The organism is Rhodococcus sp. NCIMB 12038, from assembly GCF_002165735.1.
In the GTDB taxonomy this organism is placed as follows: Bacteria; Actinomycetota; Actinomycetes; order Mycobacteriales; family Mycobacteriaceae; genus Rhodococcus_F.
This window is the reverse complement of the sequence record NZ_NHML01000003.1, coordinates 346,671-370,958: the sequence shown is the minus strand read 5'-3', so window position 1 is coordinate 370,958 and position 24,288 is coordinate 346,671. Positions and strand designations below refer to the sequence as shown.

The following is a 24,288-nucleotide window of genomic DNA, read 5'->3' as shown; positions in this document are numbered from 1 at the left end:
GGCAGGGTGGTCGCCATGCGCAGATCGGTGTTGCTCGCAATGGTTCTCGTGGTGTGCACCGCGTGCGGAGCCGGACCGTCCAACCGCCCGCACGTGGCAGTCGAGCGCGAGGGCGGCGGCAGCGAACCCACCGCGACCGAGACCGAGAACCCCGACGCTGCCCCGCCCGTGCTGCAGACCCCGAAGAACGACCTGGCGTGGACCGACTGCACTCAGAGCACGCTCGACGCCCTGGGCCCGGGCACGACGGCCCCCGCCGGGATCGTCTTCGAGTGCGGCTCCTACGAGGCGGCCGTCGACGAGAGCGGCACCCTGCCCGGGACCTTCACGATGGGTGCGATGCGGGCGCGGCTCGCCGACACCCCCGAGAACGCGGCGCCACTCGTGCTCACGTCGGGATCGGACCGGTCGTCGACCGCGACGCTCGCCGCGCTGAGCACCGGTGGTCTGACGTCGCTGCTGTCGACGCGCCCGGTGGTCGCGGTGGACCGCCGCGGGATCGCCGCCTCGCAGGAGATCGAGTGCCTCACCCCGGAGCTCCGCAGCAGCCTGGCGAATCTCGGGCAGTTCGACCCGGGGACGGGTGACCAGGTCGACAAGGTGACGGCGCTGGGCCGCGACGCCACCATCGCGTGCACCGACTACCTGCAGCCGCAGGAACTCGCGTTCGACAGCACCCACGCCGCCGACGACATCGAGGAACTGCGCCGCACCTGGGACGTCGACGCGCTCGGGATCCTCGCCACCGGCAACGGCAGCGCCGTCGCGCTCAGCTACGCCGCCAAGTACCCCGGCCGGGTCGGCCGGCTCGTCCTCGACTCCCCCGCCGTCACCACGGTGGACGCCGCGACCGTCACCGAGCAGCAGGTGGCGGGCCAGGAGGCGGCGTTCGACGCGTTCGCCCGCCAGTGCACGGCCCTGAACTGCTCCCTCGGCGCCGATCCCCGCGCCGCGGTGACGGACGCCGTCACCCGCGCCGCGAACGGGCAGATCCCCCGGGTGTCCGCGAACGCCCTCCTCACCGCGGTGTCCGGGTCGCTCGCCGCGGCGGGCGGCGACCAGCAGGGCCGCGTCCGCGCCCTGTCGGATGCCGTGTCCGCCGCCCTCGCCGGGAACACGGGGCCGATCCTCGCGGCGGTCGCGCAGGCCGAGGCCGCCTACGAGAGCGACGGCCAGTTCATCACCCGCTGCACCGACGGCCAGCAGTGGCCCGCACCCGACCGGGTCCGGGAACTGCAGAAGCTGTGGGGCGAACGGTTCCCGTTGTTCGGCCCGACCGCCGCCGTCGGACTGCTCACGTGCACGTCCTGGCCCGCGACGGCGCCCCCCGCCCTGCCCGGCGAGCTGACGCTGCCGGTCCTGGTGCTCAGCGGCACCGCCGACCCGGTCGTCGGGAATGCCGGGGTGGGGACGGTGACGGGGGCCGTGTCGAGTGCAGGCGCCGCGACGGCGACGCTGACGTGGCACGGCAGCGGCCACCCCGCCACCCATTCGGACTGCGCGCAGAAGTCGATCGTCACCTACGTCACGGACGGGGTGCTGCCGCCGGACGGCAGCGCCTGCCCCGCCTAGCGGAGGTGTTCGGCCCGACACCCACAGGGGGTGCGTGACCGCACGTCAGGGCATCTCGGTGTACCGTGCCGTGGTGTTCCTTCGACAACTCGAACCGCGCACCGGGCGGACTGCCAACGAGGTAATCAACTTCGCGCTGTGGCCGATCGCCGTCATGACCGTGCTGCATCGAGTGGTCGTCAAGGCGGTCAACGGGTACATCACCGACGACTTCCGGCCGGTCTACAACGCTGCGCTGGCCTTCCTCAACGGGCGTCCCGTGTACACCGCCAACTTCAACTGGGTCGATCCGCACTACCTGTACCCGCCGTCCGGGACGCTGCTGATGGCGCCGATCGCGGTGATCGACCCCGAGAAGTCGCGCTGGCTGTTCATCGTCGCCAACGCGATCGCCATCGTGATCGCCCTGTACCTGCTGCTGCGGCTGTTCGGCCTGGGATTGAACTCCATCGCGGCCCCGATCCTGCTGCTCGCCACGTTCTCGTCCGAGACCGTTACCAACACGCTGGTCTTCACGAACATCAACGGCCTCGTCCTCCTCGGCGAGATCGCGTTCCTGGTGTTGCTCATGAAGCGCAAGGACATGTGGTCCGGTGTCGCCATCGGACTGACGTTCGCGGTCAAACCGATCCTCGCCCCGCTGCTGCTGCTGCCTCTGGTGCGCGGACAGTGGAAGGTGTTCGTCACCGCGATCGGCATCCCCCTGATTCTCACCGCCGTCGCGTGGCCGCTGTCCGCAGACCCGATGGACTTCGTGCACCACACGGTGCCGTACCTGATGGAGTCGCGCGACTACTTCAACAGCGCGATCGTCGGCAACGGCAAGTACTACGGTCTGCCCACCGGTCTGATCTGGGCGCTGCGCGGCATCTTCGCCGCCATCGTGCTCTCGTCCCTGTGGCTGCTCCACCGCTTCTACCGCCACGACGAACTGTTCTTCGTGGTCACCACGTCCGGTGTTCTGCTGACGGCGTCGTGGCTGCTCGGCTCGCTGGGCCAGATGTACTACTCGATGATGCTGTTCCCGCTCCTGATGTCCGTGGTGCTGAAGAATTCTGTGATGCGGAACTGGCCGGCGTGGCTGGCCGTGTACGGCTTCATGAGCTACGACAGCTGGCTGTCGAGCCGGTTCATCGAAGCCGGCCGGACCGCGGAGTACATGAAGACCACGCTGGGGTGGAGTCTGATGCTCCTCGTGATCTTCGGTGTGCTCACCGTCCGGTACGTCACCGCGCGACGCGAAGGTCGCCTCGACCGGGGCATCGATCCGGCGTTCCTCCTCGAACCGGGCGAGAGGGCCCCGCAGACTCCGCGGGAGCCGGAACCGGACGAGCAGCCGCAGGTCGAGTCGGCCGCCGCCAAGACATAGCTCTGTCATGCGCCGGGGCCTCACGGCCGGAATCGGCGAAACGTATTAGCGTGGAGCCATGAGTTCGCAGCAGCAGGATCCCACGCAGTCCGCCCCGAAGGTTGCTCTCTCCGACAGCGAGTGGCGCGAGAAACTGACTCCCGAGGAGTACGCGGTGCTGCGCCAGGCCGGCACCGAGCGCCCCTTCGTCGGCGAGTACACCGACACGAAGACGGAAGGCGTCTACCACTGCCGGGCCTGTGGCGCCGAACTGTTCCGCAGCACGGAGAAGTTCGAATCGCACTGCGGGTGGCCGTCGTTCTTCGACCCGGCCGACTCGGACGCCGTCATCCTCCACGAGGACACCTCGCTGGGCATGCGCCGCGTCGAGGTGGTCTGCGCGACGTGCCACAGCCACCTCGGCCACGTTTTCGAGGGCGAGGGCTACCCCACCCCCACCGATCAGCGGTACTGCATCAATTCGATCTCGCTGGTTCTGGAACCGGCCGGGGAATGATCGCGGGCGGATCGAACGCCCGGATCGGCGGCAGCTCGCCGTCGTAGCGTTCGATCTGCACGAGCACGTGCTGGCCCGTGCAGCCGTGGGCGAGTGACGACGTGCCCACGTCCGGGGTCAGCACGTTCGGGTTCCCGTGCACGCAGAGCGCATCCGGGTCGGTGGCGTCGAGGGGGTCGTACCAGGCCCCTGTCGACAGCTGCACCACTCCGCGGCGGACACCCTCGTCCACCACCACACCGGCGAGGCACGCGCCCCGGTCGTTGAACACGCGGACGACGTCGCCGCCGGTCAATCCACGGTCGGCGGCGTCGTCCGGATGGATGCGCAGCGGTTCGCGTCCCCGGATCTTCGACTTCTGGCTGGTGCCGCCGTGATCGAGTTGGCTGTGCAGGCGGGTGCGCGGCTGGTTGGCAATCAGATGCAGCGGGAACTGCCGGGCCCGCGGGCCGCCGAGCCACTCCTCCGGCTCGTACCAGCGGGGGTGTCCGGCGCAGTCGTCGTAGCCGAATCCGTCGATGTCCTCGGAGAAGATCTCGATCCGCCCGCTCGGGGTGCCGAGCGGGAACGTCACCGGATCCGCCCGGAAGTCGCCGAACAGGATCAGGTCGTCCTCGGTCCGCATCCGCACGTGGCCCTGCGTCCAGAAGTCGTCGAAACTCGGCGCCGGTCCGCCGTCCGCGCGGACGAAGTCCCGCCACTGCCCGTACAGGTGCTCGAGCCACTGCCCGGACGTGCGGCCCTCGGTGAACTTCTCGCCGACACCCAGCTTCCGGGCGACGGCGGCGAACGTGGCGTAGTCGTCCTGAGAGTCGGCGTACGGCGTCACCGCGGCGTGCATGGCGACGAGAAGCGGATCGTTGCGGGTACAGCTGATATCGGCCCGCTCGAGCGACGTGGTGGACGGGACGACGATGTCGGCGTGCCGGGCCATCGGCGTCCAGTAGGGGTCGTGGACCACGATCGTGTCGGGCCGGGCCAGTGCGCGGCGCAGACGCGGAATGTCCTGATGGTGGTGGAACGGGTTGCCGCCCGCCCAGTACAGCATCTTGATGTCCGGGTACGTCAGCCGCTGACCGTCGTAGTCGAACGGGGCGCCCGGGTTCAGCAGCATGTCCGACACCGCGGCCACGGGGATGAAGTCGCGGACCGGGTTCAGTCCCTGGGGAAGGGTGGGCAGCGGGTACGGGACCGGGGCGAGTCCGGGCTCGTTCATGGAACCGTAGCCGTGCCCGAAACCGCCACCGGGAAGACCGATCTGGCCCAGCATCGCGGCGAGGGTGACCCCCATCCACGGGGCCTGCTCGCCGTGCCGGACCCGTTGCAGCGACCAGGTGACGGTCACCATCGTCCGGCCCGCCGCCATCCGCCGGGCCAGGGCCACCAGATCCGGGGCGGCGATGCCGGAGATCCGCTCCGCCCAGGCCGGCGATTTCGGGACACCGTCGGAGCGTCCGAGGAGGTAGTCCTCGAAATGGTCGTAGCCGACGCAGTGGCTGCCGAGGAACGCAGTGTCGTGCAGGCCTTCCGACGCGAGGACGTACGCGAGGGCCAGCATGACCGCGACATCGGTGCCGGGCACCGGCGCGTGCCGTTCGGCGACGCCGTGCATGTCGTCGCTCAACGGACTGAACGACACGACGGATCCGCCGCGCCGCCGCAGGGCGTCGAGGGCGTCGCGGGTGGGGTGGTCGCTGGTGCCGCCGTGATTGACGCCGGTGTTCTTGAGGGGGACGCCGCCGAAGCACACCATGACGTCCGTGTGCTCGGCGATGAGCTTCCAGGACGTGGAGCGGGCGAACATCTTCCAGTGCGTGCCCACCACCCGGGGCATGACGACGCCCGTCGCGCCCAGCGAGTAGCTGTGCACCGAACGGGTGTAGCCGCCGAGTGTGTTCAGGAACCGGTGGACCTGGCTCTGCGCGTGATGGAAGCGGCCCGCGCTGGCCCACCCGTAGGAACCGCCGTAGATCGCGCTGTTGCCGTGGGTGTCGACCACCCGGCGCAGTTCGTTCGCCAGCCGCTGGGTCAGCTCCTCCCAGTCCACCGCCACGAACTCGTCGGAGCCGCGGGACGTGCTCGGTCCCGGGCCGTGCTCGAGCCACCCCCGGCGCACCACCGGACCGGTGATCCGCGCCCTGGTGCGGACCGACCCGGCGAGGTTGCCGAGCACCGGTGACGGGTCGGCGTCACCGGTGTACGGGTGCGCGGCCACGACGTCGCCGTCGGCGACCTCGGCCTCGAACATGCCCCAGTGCGACATGTGCTGATAGCGGGGCGCCCTGCGGGCCCCGTCGGCGTCACTCATTTCTCGTGCGTCAGATCACGGCAGAGCCGCGACGAGCTTCTCCACATCCACCCGCGGGCCGGTGAAGAACGGCACCTCCTCGCGGACGTGCAACCGGGCCTCGGTGGCGCGCAGGTCGCGCATGAGGTCGACGATGCGGTACAGCTCGGGCGCCTCGAACGCGAGGATCCACTCGTAGTCGCCGAGCGCGAACGCGGGCACCGTGTTGGCGCGCACGTCCTTGTAGGTGCGGGCCGCCATGCCGTGGTCGGCGAGCATCTTCCGGCGCTCGTCGTCGGGAAGCAGGTACCACTCGTAGGAGCGGACGAACGGGTAGACGCAGATGTAGTTGCCCGGATCCTCGCCTGCCAGGAACGCCGGGATGTGGCTCTTGTTGAATTCGGCCGGACGGTGGCACGCGACGTTGCTCCACACGGGCTTGCTCGCGCGGCCCAGGGCGGTGGTGCGGCGGAAGTCGGAGTACGTGGCCTGCAGGGCCTCGATGCTCGCCGAGTGCGTCCAGATCATGAAGTCGGCGTCGGCGCGCAGCCCTGCCACGTCGTAGAGCCCGCGCACCACGACACCCTTCTCGGCCTGACCTTCGAAGAAGATCCGTGCCTCCTTGATCACGGCTTCCCGGTCGTCCCCGAGTACACCGGGTTCCACCTGGAACACCGAGAACATGAGGTAGCGGATTTCAGAGTTCAATGCGTCGAAGTCGAGGCGTGCCATGGGTCTATCGTGCCACTCGCCCGGAGAGCCGTGCAGCCGCCGTCGTCGCAGCGGCCACACAGGCGGGTACACCCACCCCGTGCAGGAGCGCCCCGGACACCTCGATACCGCCCAGACCTGCGACTTCCTGCTCGATGGCCGCCACCCGCTCGAGGTGGCCGGGACCGTACTGCGGCAGTCCGCCGTGCCAGCGCTGGACGTGCGCGGCGACGGGTTCCGCCGACACGCCGGTGACGGTCGCGAGGTCGCGCCGGGCCGCGGCGATCAGCTCGTCGTCGGGTGCGTCGACGACGGCAGCGTCGCCGAATCGTCCGAACGATGCCCGCACGAGGGTGACCTCCCGCTCGGCGAGGTGCGGCCACTTGCGGCTCGACAGGGTGAACGCCTTCGCGCCGAGCGACGTGTCGGTGGCGACGAGGATCCCGGAATTCTGCGGGACGTCGGTGCCGGCGGGCAGGGCCAGGGCGACGACGGCCGAGGAGGCCAGCGGGATGTCCGCGGCGGCCGCCGACGCCCCGGGCGCGACGCCGGCGAGCAGGTCGGCGAGCTGGGGAGCGGGCACGGCGAGCACCACGCCGTCCACCCGGCCCACCGGGTCCGCCGACCAGCCGTCGCCGTCGCGGCCGAGCGACCGGATCCGCTCGGGCACGATCTCCGCGCCCGCGGCGTCCGTGAGGGCACGCAGCAGGACGCCGTAGCCGTCCCGCAGCGCCCCGAACACCGGACCTGATGCGGGAGGGGGAAGTGCCTCCGCCACCGCCGCGGACAGGCTCGTGGCACCGCGGTCGAGGGCCGCCGCAAGGGTGGGGAGGGCGGCGCGGACACCGATGGTGTCCGCCAGCCCCGAATAGACCCCTCCGAGAAGCGGATCCACCGATCGCCGGACCACCTGCGCACCGAACCGGTCGCCGACCAGCGCACCGACGGCGACGTCGGCGCCCGGTGTCCAGTCGAGGGGCACCCTTCGCTCCCCCGCCACCTGCGCGAGGGTCCGGTCGTCGACGAGGCCGCGGAGGCTGTTCTCGTCCGCGGGGATCCCCATGAGGGTGTCGGCGGGCAGCGGGTGCAGGGCGTTCTCGGACCAGATCAACGGACGCAGTCCCGCCGGGTGCACGAGCTGGTCGGAAAGGCCGAGTTCGCCGAGCAGGGCAGGCAGTTCCGGGCGCCGCGCGATGAAGGCTTCCGCGCCGACGTCTACGGGCTCCCCGGCCAGGTCCACCGTGCGCAGCTTGCCCCCGAGCCGCCCCGCGCCGTCGGCGACGACGATCCGGGCATCAGGGCCGAGCCGTTGCCGCAGGCGGTACGCGGCGACGAGCCCGGAGATGCCGCCGCCGACGACGAGAACGTTCGGCGACGACCCTGTCACAGGGAGTGCACCAACTCGACCAGCGCGGTCAGCGCGCCCGGGTCGGTGTCGGGCAGGACGCCGTGCCCGAGGTTGAAGATGTGTCCCGTGGCGCCTGCGGCGAGGGCGGCGTCGGCCTCCGCGGTGATGCGGTGCACCTGCTTCTCGACGGCCGCCGGTCCCGCGAACAGGACCGCGGGGTCGAGGTTGCCCTGCAGCGCCTTGCCCGGACCGACCCGGCGCGCCGCGACGTCCAGGGGGATGCGCCAGTCGACGCCGACCACGTCGGCGCCCGCCTCGCCCATCGCGCCGAGCAGTTCGCCGGTTCCGACACCGAAGTGGATCCGCGGCACCTTCGCGCTCTCCACCTCCGCGAACACCCGCTCGGAGTGCGGCAGCACGAACTCCCGGTACTCGGCCAGCGACAGCGCGCCCGCCCACGAGTCGAACAGCTGGATCGCGTCGACGCCGGCGCGCAACTGGGTCTGCAGGAACGTGATGGTGGTGTCGGCGAGCGTGCCGAGCAGCGCGTGCCACGTCTTCGGGTCGGAATGCATGAGCGCCTTCGTGCGCTCGTGGTTGCGGCTCGGTCCGCCCTCGACCAGGTACGAGGCGAGGGTGAACGGGGCACCGGCGAAGCCGATCAGCGGCGTCGAGCCGAGTTCGGCGGTGAGCAGCTGCACGGCCTGCGCGACCGCGCCGACCTCCTCGGGCACGAGGCGGGGCAGGGCGGCGACGTCCGCGATCGACCGGACCGGGTTCGCGACGACGGGGCCGGTGCCGGCCACGATGTCGAGATCGATCCCGGCCGCCTTCAGCGGCACCACGATGTCGGAGAACAGGATCGCGGCGTCGACCCCGTGCCTGCGCACGGGCTGCGTGGTGATCTCGCAGACCAGTGCCGGATCGAAGCACGACTCGAGCATCCCGATCCCCGACCGGATCTCGCGGTACTCGGGAAGCGAGCGGCCCGCCTGCCGCATGAACCACACGGGGCGCCGGCCTGGAGCGCGACCTTCCGCGGCCGCCAGGAAGGGTGCGTCGGGGAGCACCCGCCTCGCGGCGTACGTTTCCCGTTCGCTCATGCCTGCATTGGTGCTTTCCAACCCGCTCATCGGTCCTCGCGCTCTCTGCCTGCTCGAATTTCGGCAGCTCTCATGCTGCCATGCCGCGGCTCCGCCGCCGATCGGCCCTGCTCGGCGCGCCTCCGACGAGATGCGAGGGTCCGGGTCTAACGTCCCGAGCTGTGACGACTTCGGGATCGCCCGCCGAACCGGCCGAGTTCCGCGCCGCCGTCGAAGCGATGAATTCCGCGCAGGTCCGTGCGGACATCGAGCTGGGTCCCATCCGGCCCCCGCAACGGCTCGCTCCGTTCAGCTACGCCGTCGGCGCAGAGGTCGTGCACGAGGACACCGGGGTCGTCGCCGAACAGAGCGAGGGTGACGCGTTCGGCAGATTGATCCTCCTGTTCGACCCCGAGGGTGACGAGGCGTGGAACGGCACGATGCGGCTGGTCGCCTACATCCAGGCCGACCTGGACGCCGCCGTGGCGTCCGACCCGCTGCTTCCCGAGGTGGCGTGGAGCTGGCTCGTCGACGCACTCGAGTCGCGCCACGAACCTCTCAACGCGCTCGGCGGGACGGTGACCGCGACGACGTCGGTGCGGTACGGCGACATCGCCGGTCCCCCGCATGCGCATCAGCTGGAACTGCGCGCGTCGTGGACGGCGACGTCGGTCGAACTGGCCGCGCACGTCGAGGCGTTCTGCGAGGTGCTGGCGTACGCGGCCGGTCTTCCGCCCGCCGGGGTGGCGCAGCTGAAGACGCTCGGCGGCAAGTAGTCAGGCCGATTCGGTACCCGCTGCGGGGACGTCGGTGGTGGCGCTGCGCGACCATTCCAGGAACCGCCCGACAGCCTGCGTGACGGAGATGCTGCGGATCGAGGGGAACACGTCGAACGCGTGCTGCGCGCCCTTCAGTTCCGCGTAGACGACGGGGTTGCCGGACACCTGCCGCAGTTCGTCGACGAAGATCCGCGCCTCGGCGACGGGAATGAGCGAATCGCTCGTCCCGTGGATCACGAAGAACGGGGGTGCGTCCGCCCGGAGGTGCGCGAGCGGCGACGCGGCCCGGTAGTCGTCGGGGAACGTCGCGTTCTTGCCGAGCACCATCGGCATCAGCCCGGAGTGCACGCGCTGGAGGACGGCCTTGATTCCGGTGTCGCCTGCGAAGTCGTAGACGCCGTAGTACGGGACACACGCCTGGACCGATGTGTCCACGTCCTCGAACCCGGGCTGCAGCCGGCCGTCGTTCGCGGTGAGTCCGACCATGGCGGCGAGGTGGCCGCCCGCGGAACCGCCGGTGACGGCGACGAAGTCGGGGTTGCCGCCGTACTCCTCGACGTGCTCCCGGAGCCAGGCCAGGGCCTGCTTGATCGCGATCAGGTGTTCCGGCCATTTCGCCTTCGGCGACAGCGGGTAGTTGACGGCCGCGCACACCCACCCCCGCGAGGCCATCTCGAGCATGAGCGGCAGACCCTGTTGGTCCTTGTTTCCGATCACCCAGCCCCCGCCGTGGATCTGGAGGAGGACCGGGCTCTTCGACGGCAGGTCCTGCCGGTGGTAGATGTCGAGGCGGGCCCGGCGCCCGCCCGGCCCGTACGCGAGGTTGCGGACCCGGGTGACGGCCTTGTTCCGCATCCAGAACGGGTTGAGGAGTTGCCGCCACACGGGCCGCCCCGGGTGGTCGATGGCGGTGTCGCGGTCGGTGTAGTTCTCGCCGAGCGTCTCGACGAGCGCGGATTCCGCTTCGGCTCCGGCGCCCCGGCCGGTGGCGATGACGGCGGCGAGCCCGGCGGCGGAGGCGGCGGCCAGCGCGAGGCCGACGCGGTCGCTGCGGGTCCGCGTGCCGTGACGGGCGGCGTGCTGGGCGGCGTCGGCGGCGGTCACGGCGAGGAGGTGGGGTGCGAGTTCGGTGGTCAGCCACCCCGAGAAGAAGGCGACCACCGACGTGGGCGCACCGGGCAGGGGACGCAGGGCGTTGGCGGCGAGTGCGGCGCCGACGGCCTGCCGGAGAACGAAGCCTCGGGTCATATCACCAACCGTAGAACATGTTCTAATGAAGCGGTTGCGCGCCCCGCGACCGCGACCGGCGGATCGAGAACGAACCTGAGTGGCATCTCGCCGGTTCACCGTCGCGCAGACCTGGCGGTTCCGCGATTCGTTGGACCACCTTCTAGAACGTGTTCTAGTATCGGTTTCATGCAGCGACTCAGCGGTCTCGACGCGTCATTCCTCTATCTCGAAACGTCGACACAACTCCTCCACGTCTGCGGAGTCATCGTCCTCGACATCTCGACGGTTCCGGGCGGCTACACGTTCGCCGGACTCAAAGCCGAACTCGGCGCCCGCACCGAGGCGATTCCCGCGTTCCGGCGCAAGCTGCAGGACTCCCGGTTCAACCTCGACCACCCGGTGTGGGTCGAGGACACCGACTTCGACATCGACCGGCACTGCCACCGCGTCGCCCTTCCCGCCCCCGGCGGCCGCGACGAACTGGCCGAACTGTGCGGCGACATCGCGGGCATTCCCCTCGACCGCGCCCGGCCGCTGTGGGAGATGTGGGTGATCGAGGGCCTCGACGACGGTTCCGTCGCCGTGATGTCGAAGATGCACCACGCCGGCGTGGACGGGATCACCGGCGCGAACATGATGGCCCAGCTGTGCGGCCTCGAACCGGACGCCCCGCGGCCCGACCGCGACGACTCCGCCGAGAGCGCGGGACAGGCGAGCACACTCGACATCGCGGTGGGCGGGCTGCTCGCCGTCGCGTCCCGCCCCGCGAAACTGCTGCGGATCGTCCCGCAGAGCCTGACGCTGCTGCCCCGCTGGATCGGCCGGGCCCGGCGCGGCGAGGCGATGCCCGCGCCGTTCACCGCACCGCGCACGTCCCTCAACGGCACGCTGACCAGTCACCGCAATCTCGCGTTCACCCAACTCGACCTCGAGAAGGTCAAGACGGTCAAGAATGCGTTCGACGTCAAGGTCAACGATGTCGTCCTCGCCCTGTGCTCGGGCGCACTGCGGAAGTACCTGCGCAGCCGCAGGGAACTGCCCGACAAGTCGCTGGTGGCGATCGTCCCCGTGTCGGTCCACGGAAAATCGGACCGGCCCGGAACCAATCAGGTGTCCGGGATGTTCACCCAACTCGGCACCCAGATCGAGGATCCCGCCGAACGCCTGCTGGCGATCGGCGAGCACAACTCGACGTCCAAGGAACACAACGAGACCCTCGGCGCGAGCCTGCTGCAGGACTGGTCGCAGTTCGCCGGCCAGGCCGTGTTCGGCACCGCGATGCGCCTCTACTCGACCCTCGGCCTGGCGGAACGGCATCCGGTGGTCCACAACCTGGTGATCTCCAATGTGCCCGGACCGTCGGTCCCGCTGTACTTCCTGGGTGCCCTGATCCGGGCGATGTATCCGCTGGGCCCGATCTTCCACGGCGCCGGGCTCAACGTGACGGTGATGTCGCTGAACGGCCAACTCGACGTCGGCCTGATGAGCTGCCCGGAACTCGCACCCCACCTCTGGGATCTCGTCGACGCGTTTCCGGCAGCCCTGGACGAGCTCGTCGAGGCAGCGGGGAACCGGTCGTGAACCCGGCGGTGCGCTGCGGGAATCCCGAAGAGACGTAGAGTCAGCTGTCATGTCCGAAGTCACCGACGACGCCTCGTCTCCCGTCCCCGCCGAAGAACCAGGCGGGCAGGTAGTACCCCTGCTCGCACCCCGGGACGGCGTACCCGACGTGGTGACCACCGCGGAGGGTGTCGCGAAGGCCGCGGCCGCGCTGAGCGAGGGCACCGGGCCGCTGGCGGTCGACGCCGAGCGGGCGTCCGGCTTCCGCTATTCGGCGCGCGCGTATCTCGTGCAGCTGCGCCGGGAGGGCGCGGGGACGGTGCTCCTCGACCCGATCCCCACCGCCGCCGATCTCGCCCCGCTGGCGGAGGTGATCAACCCGCTGGAGTGGATCCTGCACTCCGCCGACCAGGATCTGCCGGGTCTCGCGGAAATCGGTCTGGCGCCGGCGACGCTGTTCGACACCGAACTGGCGGGGCGCCTCGCCGGTTTCGAGCGGGTCGGCCTCGCCGCGATCGTGGAGCGGACCCTGGGCCTCGAACTGAGGAAGGGTCACGGCGCGGCCGACTGGTCGAAGCGGCCGCTGCCCGACACGTGGCTGAACTACGCGGCGCTCGACGTCGAGGTCCTGGTCGAGTTGCGGAACGTGATGGCCGCGGAACTCGAGGAGCAGGGCAAGAGCGACTGGGCGGCACAGGAATTCGAGCACATCCGGCTCGCCGGGCCACCGCGGCCCAAGCCCGACCGCTGGCGCCGGACGTCGCACATCACGTCGCTGAAGACGCAGCGGCAACTCGCCGCCGCGCGCTCCCTGTGGCAGGCCCGTGAGGACCTGGCCCGCAAACGCGACGTCTCCCCCAGCCGGGTGCTTCCGGATTCGGCGATCATCGACGCCGCGACGAAAGACCCCCGCAGCATCGAGGCACTGCGGGCGCTGCCGGTATTCGGCGGTCCCCGGCAGCGGCGGCATTCCCGGATCTGGCTGCAGGCGCTCGAGGATGCCCGGGCGCTGCCGGACTCCGACCTTCCCCCGAAGACCCCGCCGTTCACGGGCCCCCCGCCCGCGAGCCGGTGGGCGCGGCACGACCCCGACGCCGCCGAACGGCTGACGGCCGCCCGCGCGGCGCTGGCCGCTCTCGGGGCGGAGGTCTCGGTACCGGTGGAGAACCTGGTGACCCCGGAACTCGTCCGCAGGCTGTGCTGGGACTGGGCGGCTCCCGAGGACGGCGACGAGGCGGCGATCGACCGGGTGCTCGAGGCGGGCGGGGCGCGAGCGTGGCAGCGGATGCTGACCGTGCCCCGGCTGGCGGCCGCGCTGCGCGCCGCCGCCGAGCAGAAGGGCTCCGGCGACGACTGACGCTGCCCCGACACGCGGGGTGAGCGCGTGAATTCCCGATGAGGTACCCATTAAGTTACCCGTGAGTAACGGTAGGGGTACGCTGGTCTGGAGGCCGGACGCCTGGCCGTGATCCGGAACCAAACTGCTCCATCAGGAGGAATTCGCGTGGCTCCATCCACCACAACTCAACGTAACGTCGTATTCGTCGACGGCATCCGCACTCCGTTCGGCAAGGCCGGCCCCAAGGGCATGTACGCGGAGACCCGCGCGGACGACCTCGTCGTCAAGACCATCCGCGAACTGCTTCGCCGAAACCCGCAGCTCGACCCCGCGCGCATCGACGAGGTCGCCATCGCCGCGACCACGCAGACGGGTGACCAGGGCCTCACCATCGGCCGCACCGCCGCGATCCTGGCCGGGCTCCCCGAGACGGTCCCCGGTTTCGCCATCGACCGCATGTGCGCCGGTGCCATGACGTCCGTCACCACCACCGCGTCGGGCATCGGCTTCGGCCAGTACGACGTGGTGATCGCCGGCGGCGTCGAGCACATGGGCCACCACCCGATGGGTGAGGGCGCCGACCCGAACCCCCGGTTCCTCGCCGATCGCCTCGTCGACCCCAGCGCACTGGTCATGGGCAACACGGCCGAGAACCTCCACGACCGGTTCCCGACCATCACCAAGGACCGCACCGACGCGTACGCCGTCGCCAGCCAGAACAAGTACGAGGCCGCACGCAAGGCCGGCTTCATCGCCGACACCCTCGTCCCCGTCGCCACCCGGTCCGCCGCGGGCTGGGGGCTGGCCACCGAGGACGAGCCGCCGCGTCCGGGCACCACGATCGAAGACCTCGCGAAGCTGAAGACGCCGTTCCGTCCCGCGGGCCGCATCACCGCAGGCAACGCGGCCGGTCTGAACGACGGCGCCACCGCCGCCCTCCTCGCCGGGGAAGACACCGCCCTCGAACTCGGGCTGCCGATCGGCATGCGCATGGTCGGATTCGCGTTCCAGGGCGTCGACCCCGCCGTCATGGGCATCGGACCGGTGCCCGCCACCGAGAAACTGCTGGGCAGAACCGGTCTCGAGATCGAGGACATCGGCCTGTTCGAGATCAACGAGGCGTTCGCCGTCCAGGTCCTCGCGTTCCTCGAGCACTACGGCATCGCCGACGACGATCCGCGAGTCAACCAGTGGGGCGGCGCCATCGCGTGCGGCCACCCCCTCGCGTCCTCCGGTGTCCGCCTGATGACCCAGCTGTCCCGCCAGTTCGCCCAGCGCCCCGACGTCCGCTACGGCCTGACCACGATGTGCATCGGTCTGGGCATGGGCGGAACCGTGATCTGGGAGAACCCGAACTTCGATGGAGCCAAGTAGATGACCGACATTGCAACGGCATTCGCCGACGAGGTCGTGACCAACGCGTACACCAGGATCGTCGCGGTACCGGGCATCGAGGGCCCGGTCGCGCTGATCACCCTCGACAACGGTTTCGACCACACCAAGCCGTCGTCGTTCGGCCCGGGCGGCCTTGCGGCCCTCGACGCCGCCCTGGACGAGGCGTTCGCCGCCCACCCCGTCGCGGTCGCGATCACCGGCAAACCGTTCATCTTCGCCGCCGGGGCGGACCTCAAGGGTGTTCCGAGCATCGCGAACCGTGACCAGGCGCTCGAACTGGGCCGCCTCGGGCACAAGGTGTTCCGCCGGCTGCGCGAATCGTCCGTCCCGACGTTCGCGTTCGTCAACGGCGTCGCGCTCGGCGGCGGGCTCGAGGTCGCGCTGCACAGCCACTACCGCACCGCCTCCGAGAGCGCGGGCGCACTGGGTCTGCCCGAGACGTTCCTCGGACTGGTGCCGGGCTGGGGCGGAACGCAGTTGCTGCCCAACCTCATCGGCCCCTCGAACGCCGTCACCGTCGTCCTCGAGAACGCGCTGAACCAGAACCGGACGCTCACCCCGAAGAAGGCCCTCGAACTCGGCGTCGTCGACGCGGTGTTCGGCTCGGCCGACTTCCTCGAGCAGTCGTTCGCCTGGGCCGCACAGGTTCTGGCCGGCGAGATCACCCCCGCGCGTCCCGAGATCGACCGGGGCAAGGGCTGGGACGACGCGATCGCTCGCGCGAAGGCAATCGTCGAAGGCAAGACCAAGAACAACGCACCCGGACCGGTCAAGGCCGTCGAACTCCTCGAGCTGGCCCGGACCACCGACCTCACCGACCCGGCTTCGCTCGACAAGGGCTTCGCCGCCGAGGACGAGGCGCTCGCCGACCTTCTGCTCGCCGACGAACTCCGCGCGGGCCTGTACGCGTTCGACCTGGTGAACAAGCGGGCCAAGCGGCCCGCGGGCGCACCCGACAAGTCGCTCGCGCGCAAGGTCACCGGCGTCGGCATCGTCGGTGCCGGCCTGATGGCCAGCCAGCTCGCGATGCTGTTCGTCCGCCAGCTGAAGGTGCCGGTCGTCCTCACCGACATCGACCAGGAGCGCATCGACAAGGGCGTCGGCTACGTCCACAGCGAGATCGACAAGCTGCAGGGCAAGGGCCGGCTGTCCCCCGACGCCGCCAACCGCCTGAAGGCACTCGTGTCCGGCTCGCTCGACAAGGCCGCATTCGCGAAGACCGACTTCGTGATCGAGGCGGTGTTCGAGAACCTCGACCTGAAGAAGAAGATCTTCGCGGAACTCGAGGAGCACATCGCCCCCGAGACGATCCTCGCCACCAACACGTCCTCGCTGTCGATCACCGAGATGGCCGCGGACCTGAAGCACCCCGAGCGGGTGGTGGGCTTCCACTTCTTCAACCCGGTCGCCGTGCTGCCGCTGCTCGAGGTCATCAAGGGCCAGAAGACCGACGACGCCACCCTGGCAACGGCATTCGCGACCGCCAGGGCGCTGAAGAAGTCGGCCGTCGGTTCCGCCGACCTGCCCGGGTTCGTCTTCAACCGGCTCCTGATCCGCACCCTCGGTGAGGTCATGAACGCGGTCGACGAGGGCACCCCGTTCGAGGTGGCCGACAACGCCATCGCCGAACTCGGCATGCCGATGACCCCGTTCACGCTGCTGGCGCTCGTCGGACCGGCGGTCGCGCTGCACACCGGCGAGACCCTCGCCGCGGCGTACCCGGAGCGGTTCCACAACTCCCCCGGGCTCGAGGCGCTGGTCGAGGCGAAGAAGCCGGCGGTGTGGAGCTACGGCGCCGACGGCAAGCAGGTTGTCGACCCCGACGTCGCGGCGCTGTGGAAGCAGGGCGATACGGCGTCCACGTCCGCGGAGGTTCTCGAGCGCACGCGGCGCGCGTTCGCCGAGGAGATCCAGATCATGCTCGACGAGGGTGTCGTCGCGGCGGCGGAGGACATCGATCTCTGTCTGATCCTCGGCGGCGGGTTCGGCTTCTGGAACGGCGGCATCACGCCGTACCTGGACCGCACCGGCACGTCCGAAGCGGTCAACGGCAAGCGGTTCCTGGCGCCGGGCGTCGCGAGCGTCTGACCCCCAGGTGAGTGGCGATGTGTGCCCTGGCACGCATCGCCACTCACCTGCTCAGGCGACGGGGACGTGGTCGGCGACGGCGAGGGCCTGGCGGGCGTAGGCCCGCACGTCGGCGTCCGTGTCCTCGAGTGCGGCCGTGAGGGCGTCGACGGCGCCGCGGTCGCCGGTCCACCGGCCGAGTGCGAGGACCGCGGCCTTGCGCACGTCGAGGTGCGCGTCCGTCAGGGCGTCCGCCAGCGCGGGCACCGCGACGTCGGGGTCCGCTCCGGCGAGTGCCCGGGCGGCGCCCTGCCGAATCTGCCAGGCCGACTCCCGCAGCGCCGCTGTCGCGAGCGCGACGTCGTCGCCGCGGCAGCCGAGACTCGCGAACGCCGTGAGCGCGGCGGCGCGCACCAGCGGATCCCGGTCTCCGGCCAGCGTGCGCACCGTCTCGACACCGCCGAGCCCGACGGTGGCCAGGCCGTGCGCAACGGTGATACGCACTTCGCGGTTCTCGTCGTGTGCTCCCTCGGCCACCGACTCCCACCGGTCGAGCGATACCAGTGCCCGCACCGCTTCGATCCGGACGTGGTGATCGGCGTCGGACAGTGCGTTCAGGAACTGCTCCGCCGAACCGGCGTGCAGGGCCCGCAGAACGTCCACCACGGCGGCTCGGACCACGGCGTCGGCCGAACCCAGGTGCTCGGCCAGTCCGTCGCCGGACGGCAGCACCTCGACGAGTTCGCGGAGTCCGTCGGCGGCGGCGCGGCGTACCGTCACCGCGCCGTCGCCGAGCGCGTCGACGAGGGCGGCACCGAATCCGTCGGGTGTTCCCTCCGTCAGCACCGACAGTGCCGTGACGCGGACCTGCGGATCGGCGTCCTCCAGATACGGTGCGAGTTCGGCGACGCTCGGGGCGTCGAGTCCCAGGACCGCGACGATGGCCGGCGAGGACGGCTCCTGCCGGACCGGCGCCGCGAGGCGGGAGCGTTCCTCCACCGGCGCCCGGCCGCCGACCAGCGGCGGCTGAGCGACGGGAATGACGGTCCGGTCCACCGGCGGAAGGGAATCGAGTCCGGGCACCGGCACGAAGTACGGTTCGACGGGGCGCTTGAGGAACTCCATGTCCCCGTTCTCGCCGCGCCGCAGATTCAGGTGGTAACCCCATTCGTCGTCCCGCTGCTCGGGAAGGTCCGCGCGTTCGTGGTACAGCCCCCAGCGGCTCTCGGTCCTGGTGAGCGAACTGCGGGACGCCATTTCGGCGCAGTCCCGGATGAACGTGACCTCCGCGCAGCGCATCAGCTCGTGCGGGGTGGCCGCGCCCATCCCGGCGATCTCCGCCGCCATTCGCTCGAACGTCTCGACGGCGATCGACAACTTCGTCGCCGTCTTCGGCGGCGCCACATAGTCGTTGACGAAGCGGCGCAGCTTGTACTCGACCTGCGGCTGGGGCGGGCCGTCCGGGTTGCGCAGCGGCCGGTAGATCAGCTCGTGCGCGGCGGCCAGTTGATCCGCGGGCAGCGCGGCCGGCGCCTCGACGCCGGGCAGGGTGCCGGTGGCGTGCGATCCGGCGAGGTCGCCGTAGACGAATGCGCCGATCATGTAGTTGTGGGGGACGCAGGCCAGGTCGCCTGCGGCGTACAACCCCGGGACCGTGGTGGCGCCGTGCTCGTCCACCCACACCCCGGACGCGGAATGTCCGCTGCACAGCCCGATCTCGGAGATGTGCATCTCGATGTCGTGGCTGCGGTAGTCGTGCCCGCGGTTCGCGTGGAACGTGCCGCGGGTGGGGCGTTCGGTGGTGTGCAGGATCGACTCGAGCGTGTCGAGGGTTTCCTCCGGCAGGTGGCTGACCTTGAGATAGATGGGGCCGCGCGCGGATTCGATCTCGCTCTTGACCTCGCTCATCATCTGCCCCGACCAGTAGTCGGAGTCGACGAACCGCTCCCCCTCGGCGTTGACCTGGTAGCCGCCGAACGGGTTCGCGACGTACGCGCAGGCCGGGCCGTTGTAGTCCTTGATCAGGGGGTTGATCTGGAAGCACTCGATGCCGCTCAGTTCGGCGCCCGCGTGGTAGGCCATCGAGTAACCGTCGCCCGCGTTGGTGGGGTTCTCGTAGGTGCCGTAAAGGTACCCCGACGCCGGGAGCCCCAGCCGGCCGCACGGGCCGGTCGCGAGGATGACCGCCTTCGCGCCGACCGCGACGAACTCGCCCGTGCGGGTGTTCAGCGCGGCGGCGCCGACGGCCCGGCCGTTCTCCGTCAGGACGCGGACGGGCATCAGCCGGTTCTCGATGCGGATCTTCTCGCGCATCTTCCGCTGCCGCAGCACCCGGTAGAGGGCCTTCTTCACGTCCTTGCCCTCGGGCATCGGCAGCACGTACGAACCGGAGCGGTGCACCCGGCGGACCGCGTATTCGCCGTACTCGTCCTTCTCGAACTTGACGCCGTACTTCTCGAGGCGCTGCACCATCGCGAAACCGCGGGTCGCCGTCTGGTACACGGTGCGCTGGTTGACGATTCCGTCGTTGGCGCGCGTGATCTCGGCGACGTAGTCCTCGGGTTCGGCCTTGCCGGGGATGACGGCGTTGTTGACCCCGTCCATTCCCATGGCGAGCGCACCGGAATGGCGCACGTGCGCCTTCTCGAGCAGCAGCACGTTCGCACCGTTCTCGGCGGCGGTCAGCGCCGCCATCGTGCCTGCCGTGCCGCCGCCGATGACGAGGACGTCGCAATCGAGTCGGACGGTGTCGGCGAGATCGGGGATGTCCATCAGGTCTCCGGAGTGTGGTTCAGCGCGCCGAGAACGTCGGCACGGGCGGCACGGGTGCCGGGATGGTCGAGGTGGTCGCGGTCACGGGGGTGCGGGATGTCGACGAGTGCCCGCAGCGGCTCACCCGCCCGGCCCAGCACCGCCACCCGGTCACCGAGCAGCACCGCCTCGTCCACGTCGTGGGTCACGAACACCACCGTCGTCGGGTGCGTGCTCCACGTGTCGACGAGCAGTCGCTGCATGACGCCGCGGGTCTGGGTGTCGAGTGCGCCGAACGGTTCGTCCATCATCACGGCCCGCGGCGCCCCGGCGAGGCCGCGCGCCAGCTGCACCCGCTGGCGCATGCCGCCGGACAGGTTCTTCGGCAGGAAGTCGCCGAACCCGGTCAGACCCACCTCCGCGATCCAGCGGTCGGCGGTCTCACGACGCCCCTTGCGGGGTTCGCCGCGCAGCGCGAGCGCCAGTTCGATGTTCGAGCGCACCGTCCGCCACGGGAGCAGCGCGTTGTCCTGGAACACGACCGCCCGGTCCCGCGACGTCGACGCCACCGCGGCGCCGTCGGCGACGACCCGTCCCGAATCGGGCGGCAGCAGGCCCGCCAGTGCCCGGAGCACGGTGGACTTGCCGCACCCCGAAGGTCCGGTGAGCACCAGGATCTCGCCGGGCACCACGGTCAGCGACAGCGAACGGATGACGGGTTTCCCGGTGTAGGACAGGGTGACGTCGTCGAGGACCAGCGACATCCCCGCGGCCACGGACGTTCCGGCGGTGGCGGTCATGCGCGCTCCCCTCGTGGCAGCCAGCGGGTGACGCGCCTGCCGAGCAGTTCGACCGCCCCGGACGTGAGAAACCCGAGGATGCCGATGGTGATCATGCCGACGAAGACGCCGGGGTAATCGACGATCGTGTACGCCTGCCAGGTGCGGTACCCGACACCGAGCCTGCCGGAGATCATTTCGGCGGAGATCACACAGATCCAGGCGACCCCGATCCCGACGGACAGTCCACCGAACACGCCGGGCAGGATCCCGGGCAGCACGACCCGGGCCAGCACGTCCCAGCGTCCGCCGCCGAGGGTGCGCACCGAGTCCTCCCACAGCGTCGGCAGTGCCCGGACGGCGTGCCGGGTGCTCACCATGATCGGGAAGAACGCGGCGACGAACGTGATGAACACGATGCCCGCCTCGTCGCTGGGAAACAGCAGGATCGCGACGGGTACGACCGCGATGGCGGGGATCGGCCGGGCGAGTTCGGTCAGCGGGCCGAGGACGTCGGCGAACAGTTCCGATCGGCCGAGCGCGATTCCGGTGGCCACCCCGACCACCGTGGCCAGTCCGAATCCGCTGAGGATGCGGATCAGCGACTGTCCGAGGTCGAGGTAGAACAGGTCGGTCTGCAGCTGGGTGCAGAACGCGGACACCACGTCGGTGACGGTAGGGAGCGTGTCGAACCGCAGCCACAGCCGGACGTCGTGGGCGGTCAGCAGTTGCCACGCGAGGATCGCGCCCAGCACGGAGGTGATCCGCACGAGCCGGGATCGCCACGGCGACGACCGCCGGCGGGTCGCCGGATCATGTTCTTCCACAACGGCTTCGGTGCCGGGCAGGACGTCCGGTTGTTCCAGCGTGGTCACGGCCGGACCTCCTCGACGGCGCGGTCGTAGGTGACCACGGCTCCCGACGGGTGCGCGCGCAGGTAGCGGTCGGCCGCGGCGCCGGTGGTGAACGGCAGGAACGTGTCGCCGTCGCGCACCCACACCGCCTTGTCCGCGAACCATCGGGTGCCCAGTTCGGCGTCGGGAACGTAGCCGGCGCGCACGGTGTGACCCTCGGCGCGGGCCTGCTTCACCGCCCGGAGCAGGCAGGTGGGGTTTGCGGCCGGCTGCGTCTCGGCGGCGCCGTCGAACCACAGCTCGCCGGCCAGTGCCGGGTCGCTCGCGGGTGCGGCGCACACGGGGTCGGTACCGGCGACGGCGGCGGGGTTGGTGATGGACGCGAGTGTGGTGTCGTAGTCCTGCCCGTCCGCCTCGAACGCGGACCGCAGCGGTGCGTCGTTCACGAAACCGTCGACGTCGAGGTCGGCGAAGTCGCCGATCGACTTCAGGTACGGCACATCGTTCTTCAGCGCACCGATCAGGCCGGGCTTGAGGGTGGTATCGAAGGAGGTGCCGCCCGGGCCGTTGTACAGGTACACGACCTCCTGCGGCAGGCCGCTCGCGTCGGCGACGATCCGCGACGCCTCGAGAGGTTCGGTCTGCACGAACCGGGTGGCGTCGAGTTGCGCCCGGAGGAACGCGTCGAGCACCTCGGGGTGCTCGTCCGCGTACGCCTCCCGGACCACCACACCGTGCAGGGTCGGGGTGTTCAGTTCGGCGCCGTCGTACAGCAGCTTGGCCTTGTCCTGGAAGACGAGAAGTCCGGGCCACGCGACGAACTGCGACAACGCGGCCACCTGACCGGATTCCAGCGCCGACGTTCCGACCTGCGGCTGCTGGTTCAGCACCTCGACGCCGGTGGCCGGGTCGATTCCGGCACGGTCGAGTGCCTGGACGAGGGTGCCGTGGCCCGCGGAGCCGACGCTGGCGGAGACCTTCCGGCCCGCCAGATCGCCGAGCGTGGTCGCCGGTGAGTTCGGCGGCACCACCACCATGTTCAGGGCGCCCTTGGGGTTGTAGCCGGTCACCGAGACGATCTCCGTCTTCGAGCGCGGGTTCGCCTGGGTGCGGGAGCCGTTGATCAGCATGGGGTAGTCGCCCATCGATCCGATGTCGATCTTCTCGGCCACCATCTGGGCGGTGATCGGCGCACCGGTGTCGTAGTCCTGCCACTCGACGGAGTATTTCGTCCCCGTCCGTTCCGTGACGTCCTGCAGACGCTGTTCGAGGTAGCCCTGCGCCCGCAGCAGCGTTCCGGCGGTGACGGTGTTGATCGTCTTGGACTGGTACCCGATCATTACCGTGACCGCGTCACCGGTGCTGGCCGACGGTTCGAGAGAACAACTCGTCGCCACGAGCGTCAGTGCCGCGGCGGCGATCGCAAAGGTGGAGAAACGTCGCTTCATCTGTGTGGTCTTTCGCTCAGCGGAGGAGGTACGGCATGTTCACGGTGACCGCGCCGGTCGGGCAGCGCGCCGCGCAGGGACCGCAGTACCAGCACTCGTCGACGTGCATGAACGCCTTGCCGTTCTCCGGGTTGATGGCGAGGGAATCGAGCGGGCAGATCTCGACGCACAGGGTGCAGCCCTCGATGCACAGCGACTCGTCGATGGTGACGGGTACATCGGCGCGTTGGTTGACCAAAGTCATGAGGTGAGCTCCCAGTTCGTGATGTCGGGTCTGCGGACGAGGTTGCTGCGCATGGTGATTCGGTCACCGCGCATGCGGATGTATTCGAGGTCGACCGGACGTCCGTCGACGAGCCGGGTGAGGCGCTCGAGCAGCAGGAGTGCCGCACCCTCGGGGGTCTGGAGGTTCGCGGCGGAGTGCGCGTCGGCGTTGACGGATTCGATCGCCAGATCGGCGGAACCCAGTGGCTGACCGCAGACCTCTTCGATCAGCGCGAACACGTCGTTGGTTTCGAGGTCGCGGCCGAGGATCTCGGCGCCGATGTCGGGGACGAGGTACGTGAGGTCCAGGCTGAGCGGCAGGTCGCCGAGGTAGCGCACCCGCTCGATGTACACGGCGGGTTCGCCCGGCTCCAGCTGCAGCCGGCGGGCGACTGCGGGCGGCGGGGCGATCTCCACGGCCGCGCGGACGTCGTTGCGGACCTCGCCGTGCCCCTTCAGCGTCTCCTTCAGCCCCAGCAGGGCGTCGAGGCCGTGGTCGTACTTGCGCTGCGCCACGTGGGTTCCCACGCGCGGGGCGCGGTCGATGAGCCCCTCCTGCTTCAGCAGTGCCAGCCCGTCGCGCACCGCGTTGCGCGACACGCCGAACTCGGCGGCCAGCTCCGATTCCGACGGCAATCCGCGCTCGGCGAAGGACTCCGCGTGGATCTGCTGACGCAGCAGGTCGGCGAATCTGCGCGCATGGTCCGCACGGGAACTGCGTGACGCCGTCGGGAGGGGAGTCGGATTCACCACCATGGTTTCCTTCGTCGATTGTGCGTGTGAGCTGGACGAAGACACACGCTAACGGCAGTCCGCGGGGCCCGGAGTCGTGGCGGACACCCGCCCCGGACGCCTCGGCGAATCGGCCGGGTCCGCTCCTGCGGCGACTCGTCTCACCAGCGCGAACACGACGGAGTACCGGTAATGCGCCAGTCGGAGGCGGGCCCGGGAGTTCCA

At 70.2% G+C, this 24,288-nt stretch carries 19 protein-coding genes; 8 read left to right on the top strand and 11 right to left on the bottom strand.

What is annotated here, in order from left to right; all coding sequences use genetic code 11:
- Positions 1 to 15 precede the first annotated feature (15 nt).
- The 3 genes from CA951_RS05480 to msrB are packed head-to-tail and all read left to right on the top strand — an operon-like array spanning position 16 to position 3,437.
- Positions 16 to 1,572 carry an alpha/beta hydrolase gene (locus tag CA951_RS05480; protein WP_256973345.1) on the top strand — a complete coding sequence of 519 codons (1,557 nt, stop codon included), beginning with the start codon at positions 16 to 18 and terminating at the stop codon, positions 1,570 to 1,572.
- Positions 1,573 to 1,606: 34 nt separating this feature from the next.
- Positions 1,607 to 2,941, top strand: coding sequence for a glycosyltransferase family 87 protein (locus CA951_RS05475; RefSeq protein WP_087555869.1), 1,335 nt, complete (start codon positions 1,607 to 1,609; stop codon positions 2,939 to 2,941).
- A gap of 58 nt (positions 2,942 to 2,999) precedes the next feature.
- Positions 3,000 to 3,437 (top strand): peptide-methionine (R)-S-oxide reductase MsrB, encoded by a 438-nt coding sequence (gene msrB / locus CA951_RS05470; protein ID WP_087555868.1) that lies wholly within the window; start codon positions 3,000 to 3,002, stop codon positions 3,435 to 3,437.
- Here the strand turns inward: msrB and CA951_RS05465 are convergent.
- From CA951_RS05465 to hemE, 4 genes are read right to left on the bottom strand one after another with little or no spacing between them, the layout of a single operon-like run.
- A complete protein-coding gene (locus tag CA951_RS05465) occupies positions 3,397 to 5,745 on the bottom strand; it encodes a molybdopterin-dependent oxidoreductase (RefSeq protein ID WP_087555867.1) in 2,349 nt (782 codons plus the stop codon). The genes msrB and CA951_RS05465 overlap by 41 nt on opposite strands.
- A gap of 15 nt (positions 5,746 to 5,760) precedes the next feature.
- Positions 5,761 to 6,456: a hydrogen peroxide-dependent heme synthase gene (gene hemQ / locus CA951_RS05460; protein WP_087555866.1), complete on the bottom strand. Its 696-nt coding sequence runs from the start codon at positions 6,454 to 6,456 to the stop codon at positions 5,761 to 5,763.
- A 4-nt stretch (positions 6,457 to 6,460) separates the two neighbouring features.
- Positions 6,461 to 7,822, bottom strand: coding sequence for a protoporphyrinogen oxidase (locus CA951_RS05455; RefSeq protein ID WP_087555865.1), 1,362 nt, complete (start codon positions 7,820 to 7,822; stop codon positions 6,461 to 6,463).
- Complete coding sequence (gene hemE, locus CA951_RS05450) at positions 7,819 to 8,886, bottom strand: uroporphyrinogen decarboxylase (RefSeq protein WP_179220118.1); 1,068 nt, start codon at positions 8,884 to 8,886, stop codon at positions 7,819 to 7,821. Before hemE ends, CA951_RS05455 begins: the two co-directional genes overlap by 4 nt.
- A 161-nt stretch (positions 8,887 to 9,047) precedes the next feature.
- Between hemE and CA951_RS05445 the strand changes: the two genes are divergently transcribed.
- A complete protein-coding gene (locus tag CA951_RS05445) occupies positions 9,048 to 9,641 on the top strand; it encodes a DUF3000 domain-containing protein (RefSeq protein WP_072942294.1) in 594 nt (197 codons plus the stop codon).
- On the opposite strand, the gene CA951_RS05440 is transcribed toward CA951_RS05445, so the two are convergent.
- Positions 9,642 to 10,892, bottom strand: coding sequence for an alpha/beta hydrolase (locus CA951_RS05440; protein WP_087555863.1), 1,251 nt, complete (start codon positions 10,890 to 10,892; stop codon positions 9,642 to 9,644).
- Positions 10,893 to 11,060: 168 nt separating this feature from the next.
- On the opposite strand from CA951_RS05440, the gene CA951_RS05435 reads away from it, so the two are divergent.
- From CA951_RS05435 to CA951_RS05420, 4 genes are all read left to right on the top strand, one after another.
- Positions 11,061 to 12,455, top strand: coding sequence for a wax ester/triacylglycerol synthase family O-acyltransferase (locus tag CA951_RS05435; RefSeq protein WP_087555862.1), 1,395 nt, complete (start codon positions 11,061 to 11,063; stop codon positions 12,453 to 12,455).
- A gap of 49 nt (positions 12,456 to 12,504) precedes the next feature.
- The gene (locus tag CA951_RS05430) at positions 12,505 to 13,791 is read left to right on the top strand and encodes a ribonuclease D (RefSeq protein WP_087555861.1); all 1,287 of its coding nucleotides are present in this window, start codon (positions 12,505 to 12,507) and stop codon (positions 13,789 to 13,791) included.
- A gap of 147 nt (positions 13,792 to 13,938) precedes the next feature.
- Entirely contained in the window at positions 13,939 to 15,147 is a 1,209-nt protein-coding gene (locus CA951_RS05425) for a thiolase family protein (RefSeq protein ID WP_087555860.1), read from the top strand.
- Positions 15,148 to 17,256: a 3-hydroxyacyl-CoA dehydrogenase NAD-binding domain-containing protein gene (locus CA951_RS05420; protein ID WP_087555859.1), complete on the top strand. Its 2,109-nt coding sequence runs from the start codon at positions 15,148 to 15,150 to the stop codon at positions 17,254 to 17,256.
- Positions 17,257 to 17,307: 51 nt separating this feature from the next.
- Here the strand turns inward: CA951_RS05420 and CA951_RS05415 are convergent, their stop codons facing one another.
- From CA951_RS05415 to CA951_RS05390, 6 genes are read right to left on the bottom strand one after another with little or no spacing between them, the layout of a single operon-like run.
- A complete protein-coding gene (locus CA951_RS05415; protein WP_087555858.1) occupies positions 17,308 to 20,007 on the bottom strand; it encodes a fumarate reductase/succinate dehydrogenase flavoprotein subunit in 2,700 nt (899 codons plus the stop codon).
- The gene (locus CA951_RS05410) at positions 20,007 to 20,786 is read right to left on the bottom strand and encodes an ABC transporter ATP-binding protein (RefSeq protein WP_087555857.1); all 780 of its coding nucleotides are present in this window, start codon (positions 20,784 to 20,786) and stop codon (positions 20,007 to 20,009) included. Before CA951_RS05410 ends, CA951_RS05415 begins: the two co-directional genes overlap by 1 nt.
- A complete protein-coding gene (locus CA951_RS05405) occupies positions 20,783 to 21,640 on the bottom strand; it encodes an ABC transporter permease (RefSeq protein ID WP_087555856.1) in 858 nt (285 codons plus the stop codon). Before CA951_RS05405 ends, CA951_RS05410 begins: the two co-directional genes overlap by 4 nt.
- Positions 21,637 to 23,067 carry an ABC transporter substrate-binding protein gene (locus CA951_RS05400; protein ID WP_087555855.1) on the bottom strand — a complete coding sequence of 477 codons (1,431 nt, stop codon included), beginning with the start codon at positions 23,065 to 23,067 and terminating at the stop codon, positions 21,637 to 21,639. The genes CA951_RS05405 and CA951_RS05400 overlap by 4 nt, the downstream gene beginning before the upstream one ends.
- Before the next feature lie 16 nt (positions 23,068 to 23,083).
- A complete protein-coding gene (locus CA951_RS05395; protein ID WP_005240903.1) occupies positions 23,084 to 23,311 on the bottom strand; it encodes a ferredoxin family protein in 228 nt (75 codons plus the stop codon).
- A complete protein-coding gene (locus CA951_RS05390; protein ID WP_087555854.1) occupies positions 23,308 to 24,087 on the bottom strand; it encodes a GntR family transcriptional regulator in 780 nt (259 codons plus the stop codon). The genes CA951_RS05395 and CA951_RS05390 overlap by 4 nt, the downstream gene beginning before the upstream one ends.
- Between the last annotated feature and the right edge of the window lie 201 nt (positions 24,088 to 24,288).

Excerpts from the sequence above, each read along its gene's own strand:
- CA951_RS05480 (WP_256973345.1), top strand. The coding sequence starts at position 16 with ATGCGCAGATCGGTGTTGCTCGCAATGGTTCTCGTGGTGTGCACCGCG.
- msrB (WP_087555868.1), top strand. The coding sequence starts at position 3,000 with ATGAGTTCGCAGCAGCAGGATCCCACGCAGTCCGCCCCGAAGGTTGCT.
- CA951_RS05465 (WP_087555867.1), bottom strand. The coding sequence starts at position 5,745 with ATGAGTGACGCCGACGGGGCCCGCAGGGCGCCCCGCTATCAGCACATG.
- hemQ (WP_087555866.1), bottom strand. The coding sequence starts at position 6,456 with ATGGCACGCCTCGACTTCGACGCATTGAACTCTGAAATCCGCTACCTC.
- hemE (WP_179220118.1), bottom strand. The coding sequence starts at position 8,886 with ATGAGCGAACGGGAAACGTACGCCGCGAGGCGGGTGCTCCCCGACGCA.
- CA951_RS05440 (WP_087555863.1), bottom strand. The coding sequence starts at position 10,892 with ATGACCCGAGGCTTCGTTCTCCGGCAGGCCGTCGGCGCCGCACTCGCC.
- CA951_RS05435 (WP_087555862.1), top strand. The coding sequence starts at position 11,061 with ATGCAGCGACTCAGCGGTCTCGACGCGTCATTCCTCTATCTCGAAACG.
- CA951_RS05430 (WP_087555861.1), top strand. The coding sequence starts at position 12,505 with ATGTCCGAAGTCACCGACGACGCCTCGTCTCCCGTCCCCGCCGAAGAA.
- CA951_RS05420 (WP_087555859.1), top strand. The coding sequence starts at position 15,148 with ATGACCGACATTGCAACGGCATTCGCCGACGAGGTCGTGACCAACGCG.
- CA951_RS05415 (WP_087555858.1), bottom strand. The coding sequence starts at position 20,007 with ATGGACATCCCCGATCTCGCCGACACCGTCCGACTCGATTGCGACGTC.
- CA951_RS05410 (WP_087555857.1), bottom strand. The coding sequence starts at position 20,786 with ATGACCGCCACCGCCGGAACGTCCGTGGCCGCGGGGATGTCGCTGGTC.
- CA951_RS05400 (WP_087555855.1), bottom strand. The coding sequence starts at position 23,067 with ATGAAGCGACGTTTCTCCACCTTTGCGATCGCCGCCGCGGCACTGACG.
- CA951_RS05395 (WP_005240903.1), bottom strand. The coding sequence starts at position 23,311 with ATGACTTTGGTCAACCAACGCGCCGATGTACCCGTCACCATCGACGAG.
- CA951_RS05390 (WP_087555854.1), bottom strand. The coding sequence starts at position 24,087 with ATGGTGGTGAATCCGACTCCCCTCCCGACGGCGTCACGCAGTTCCCGT.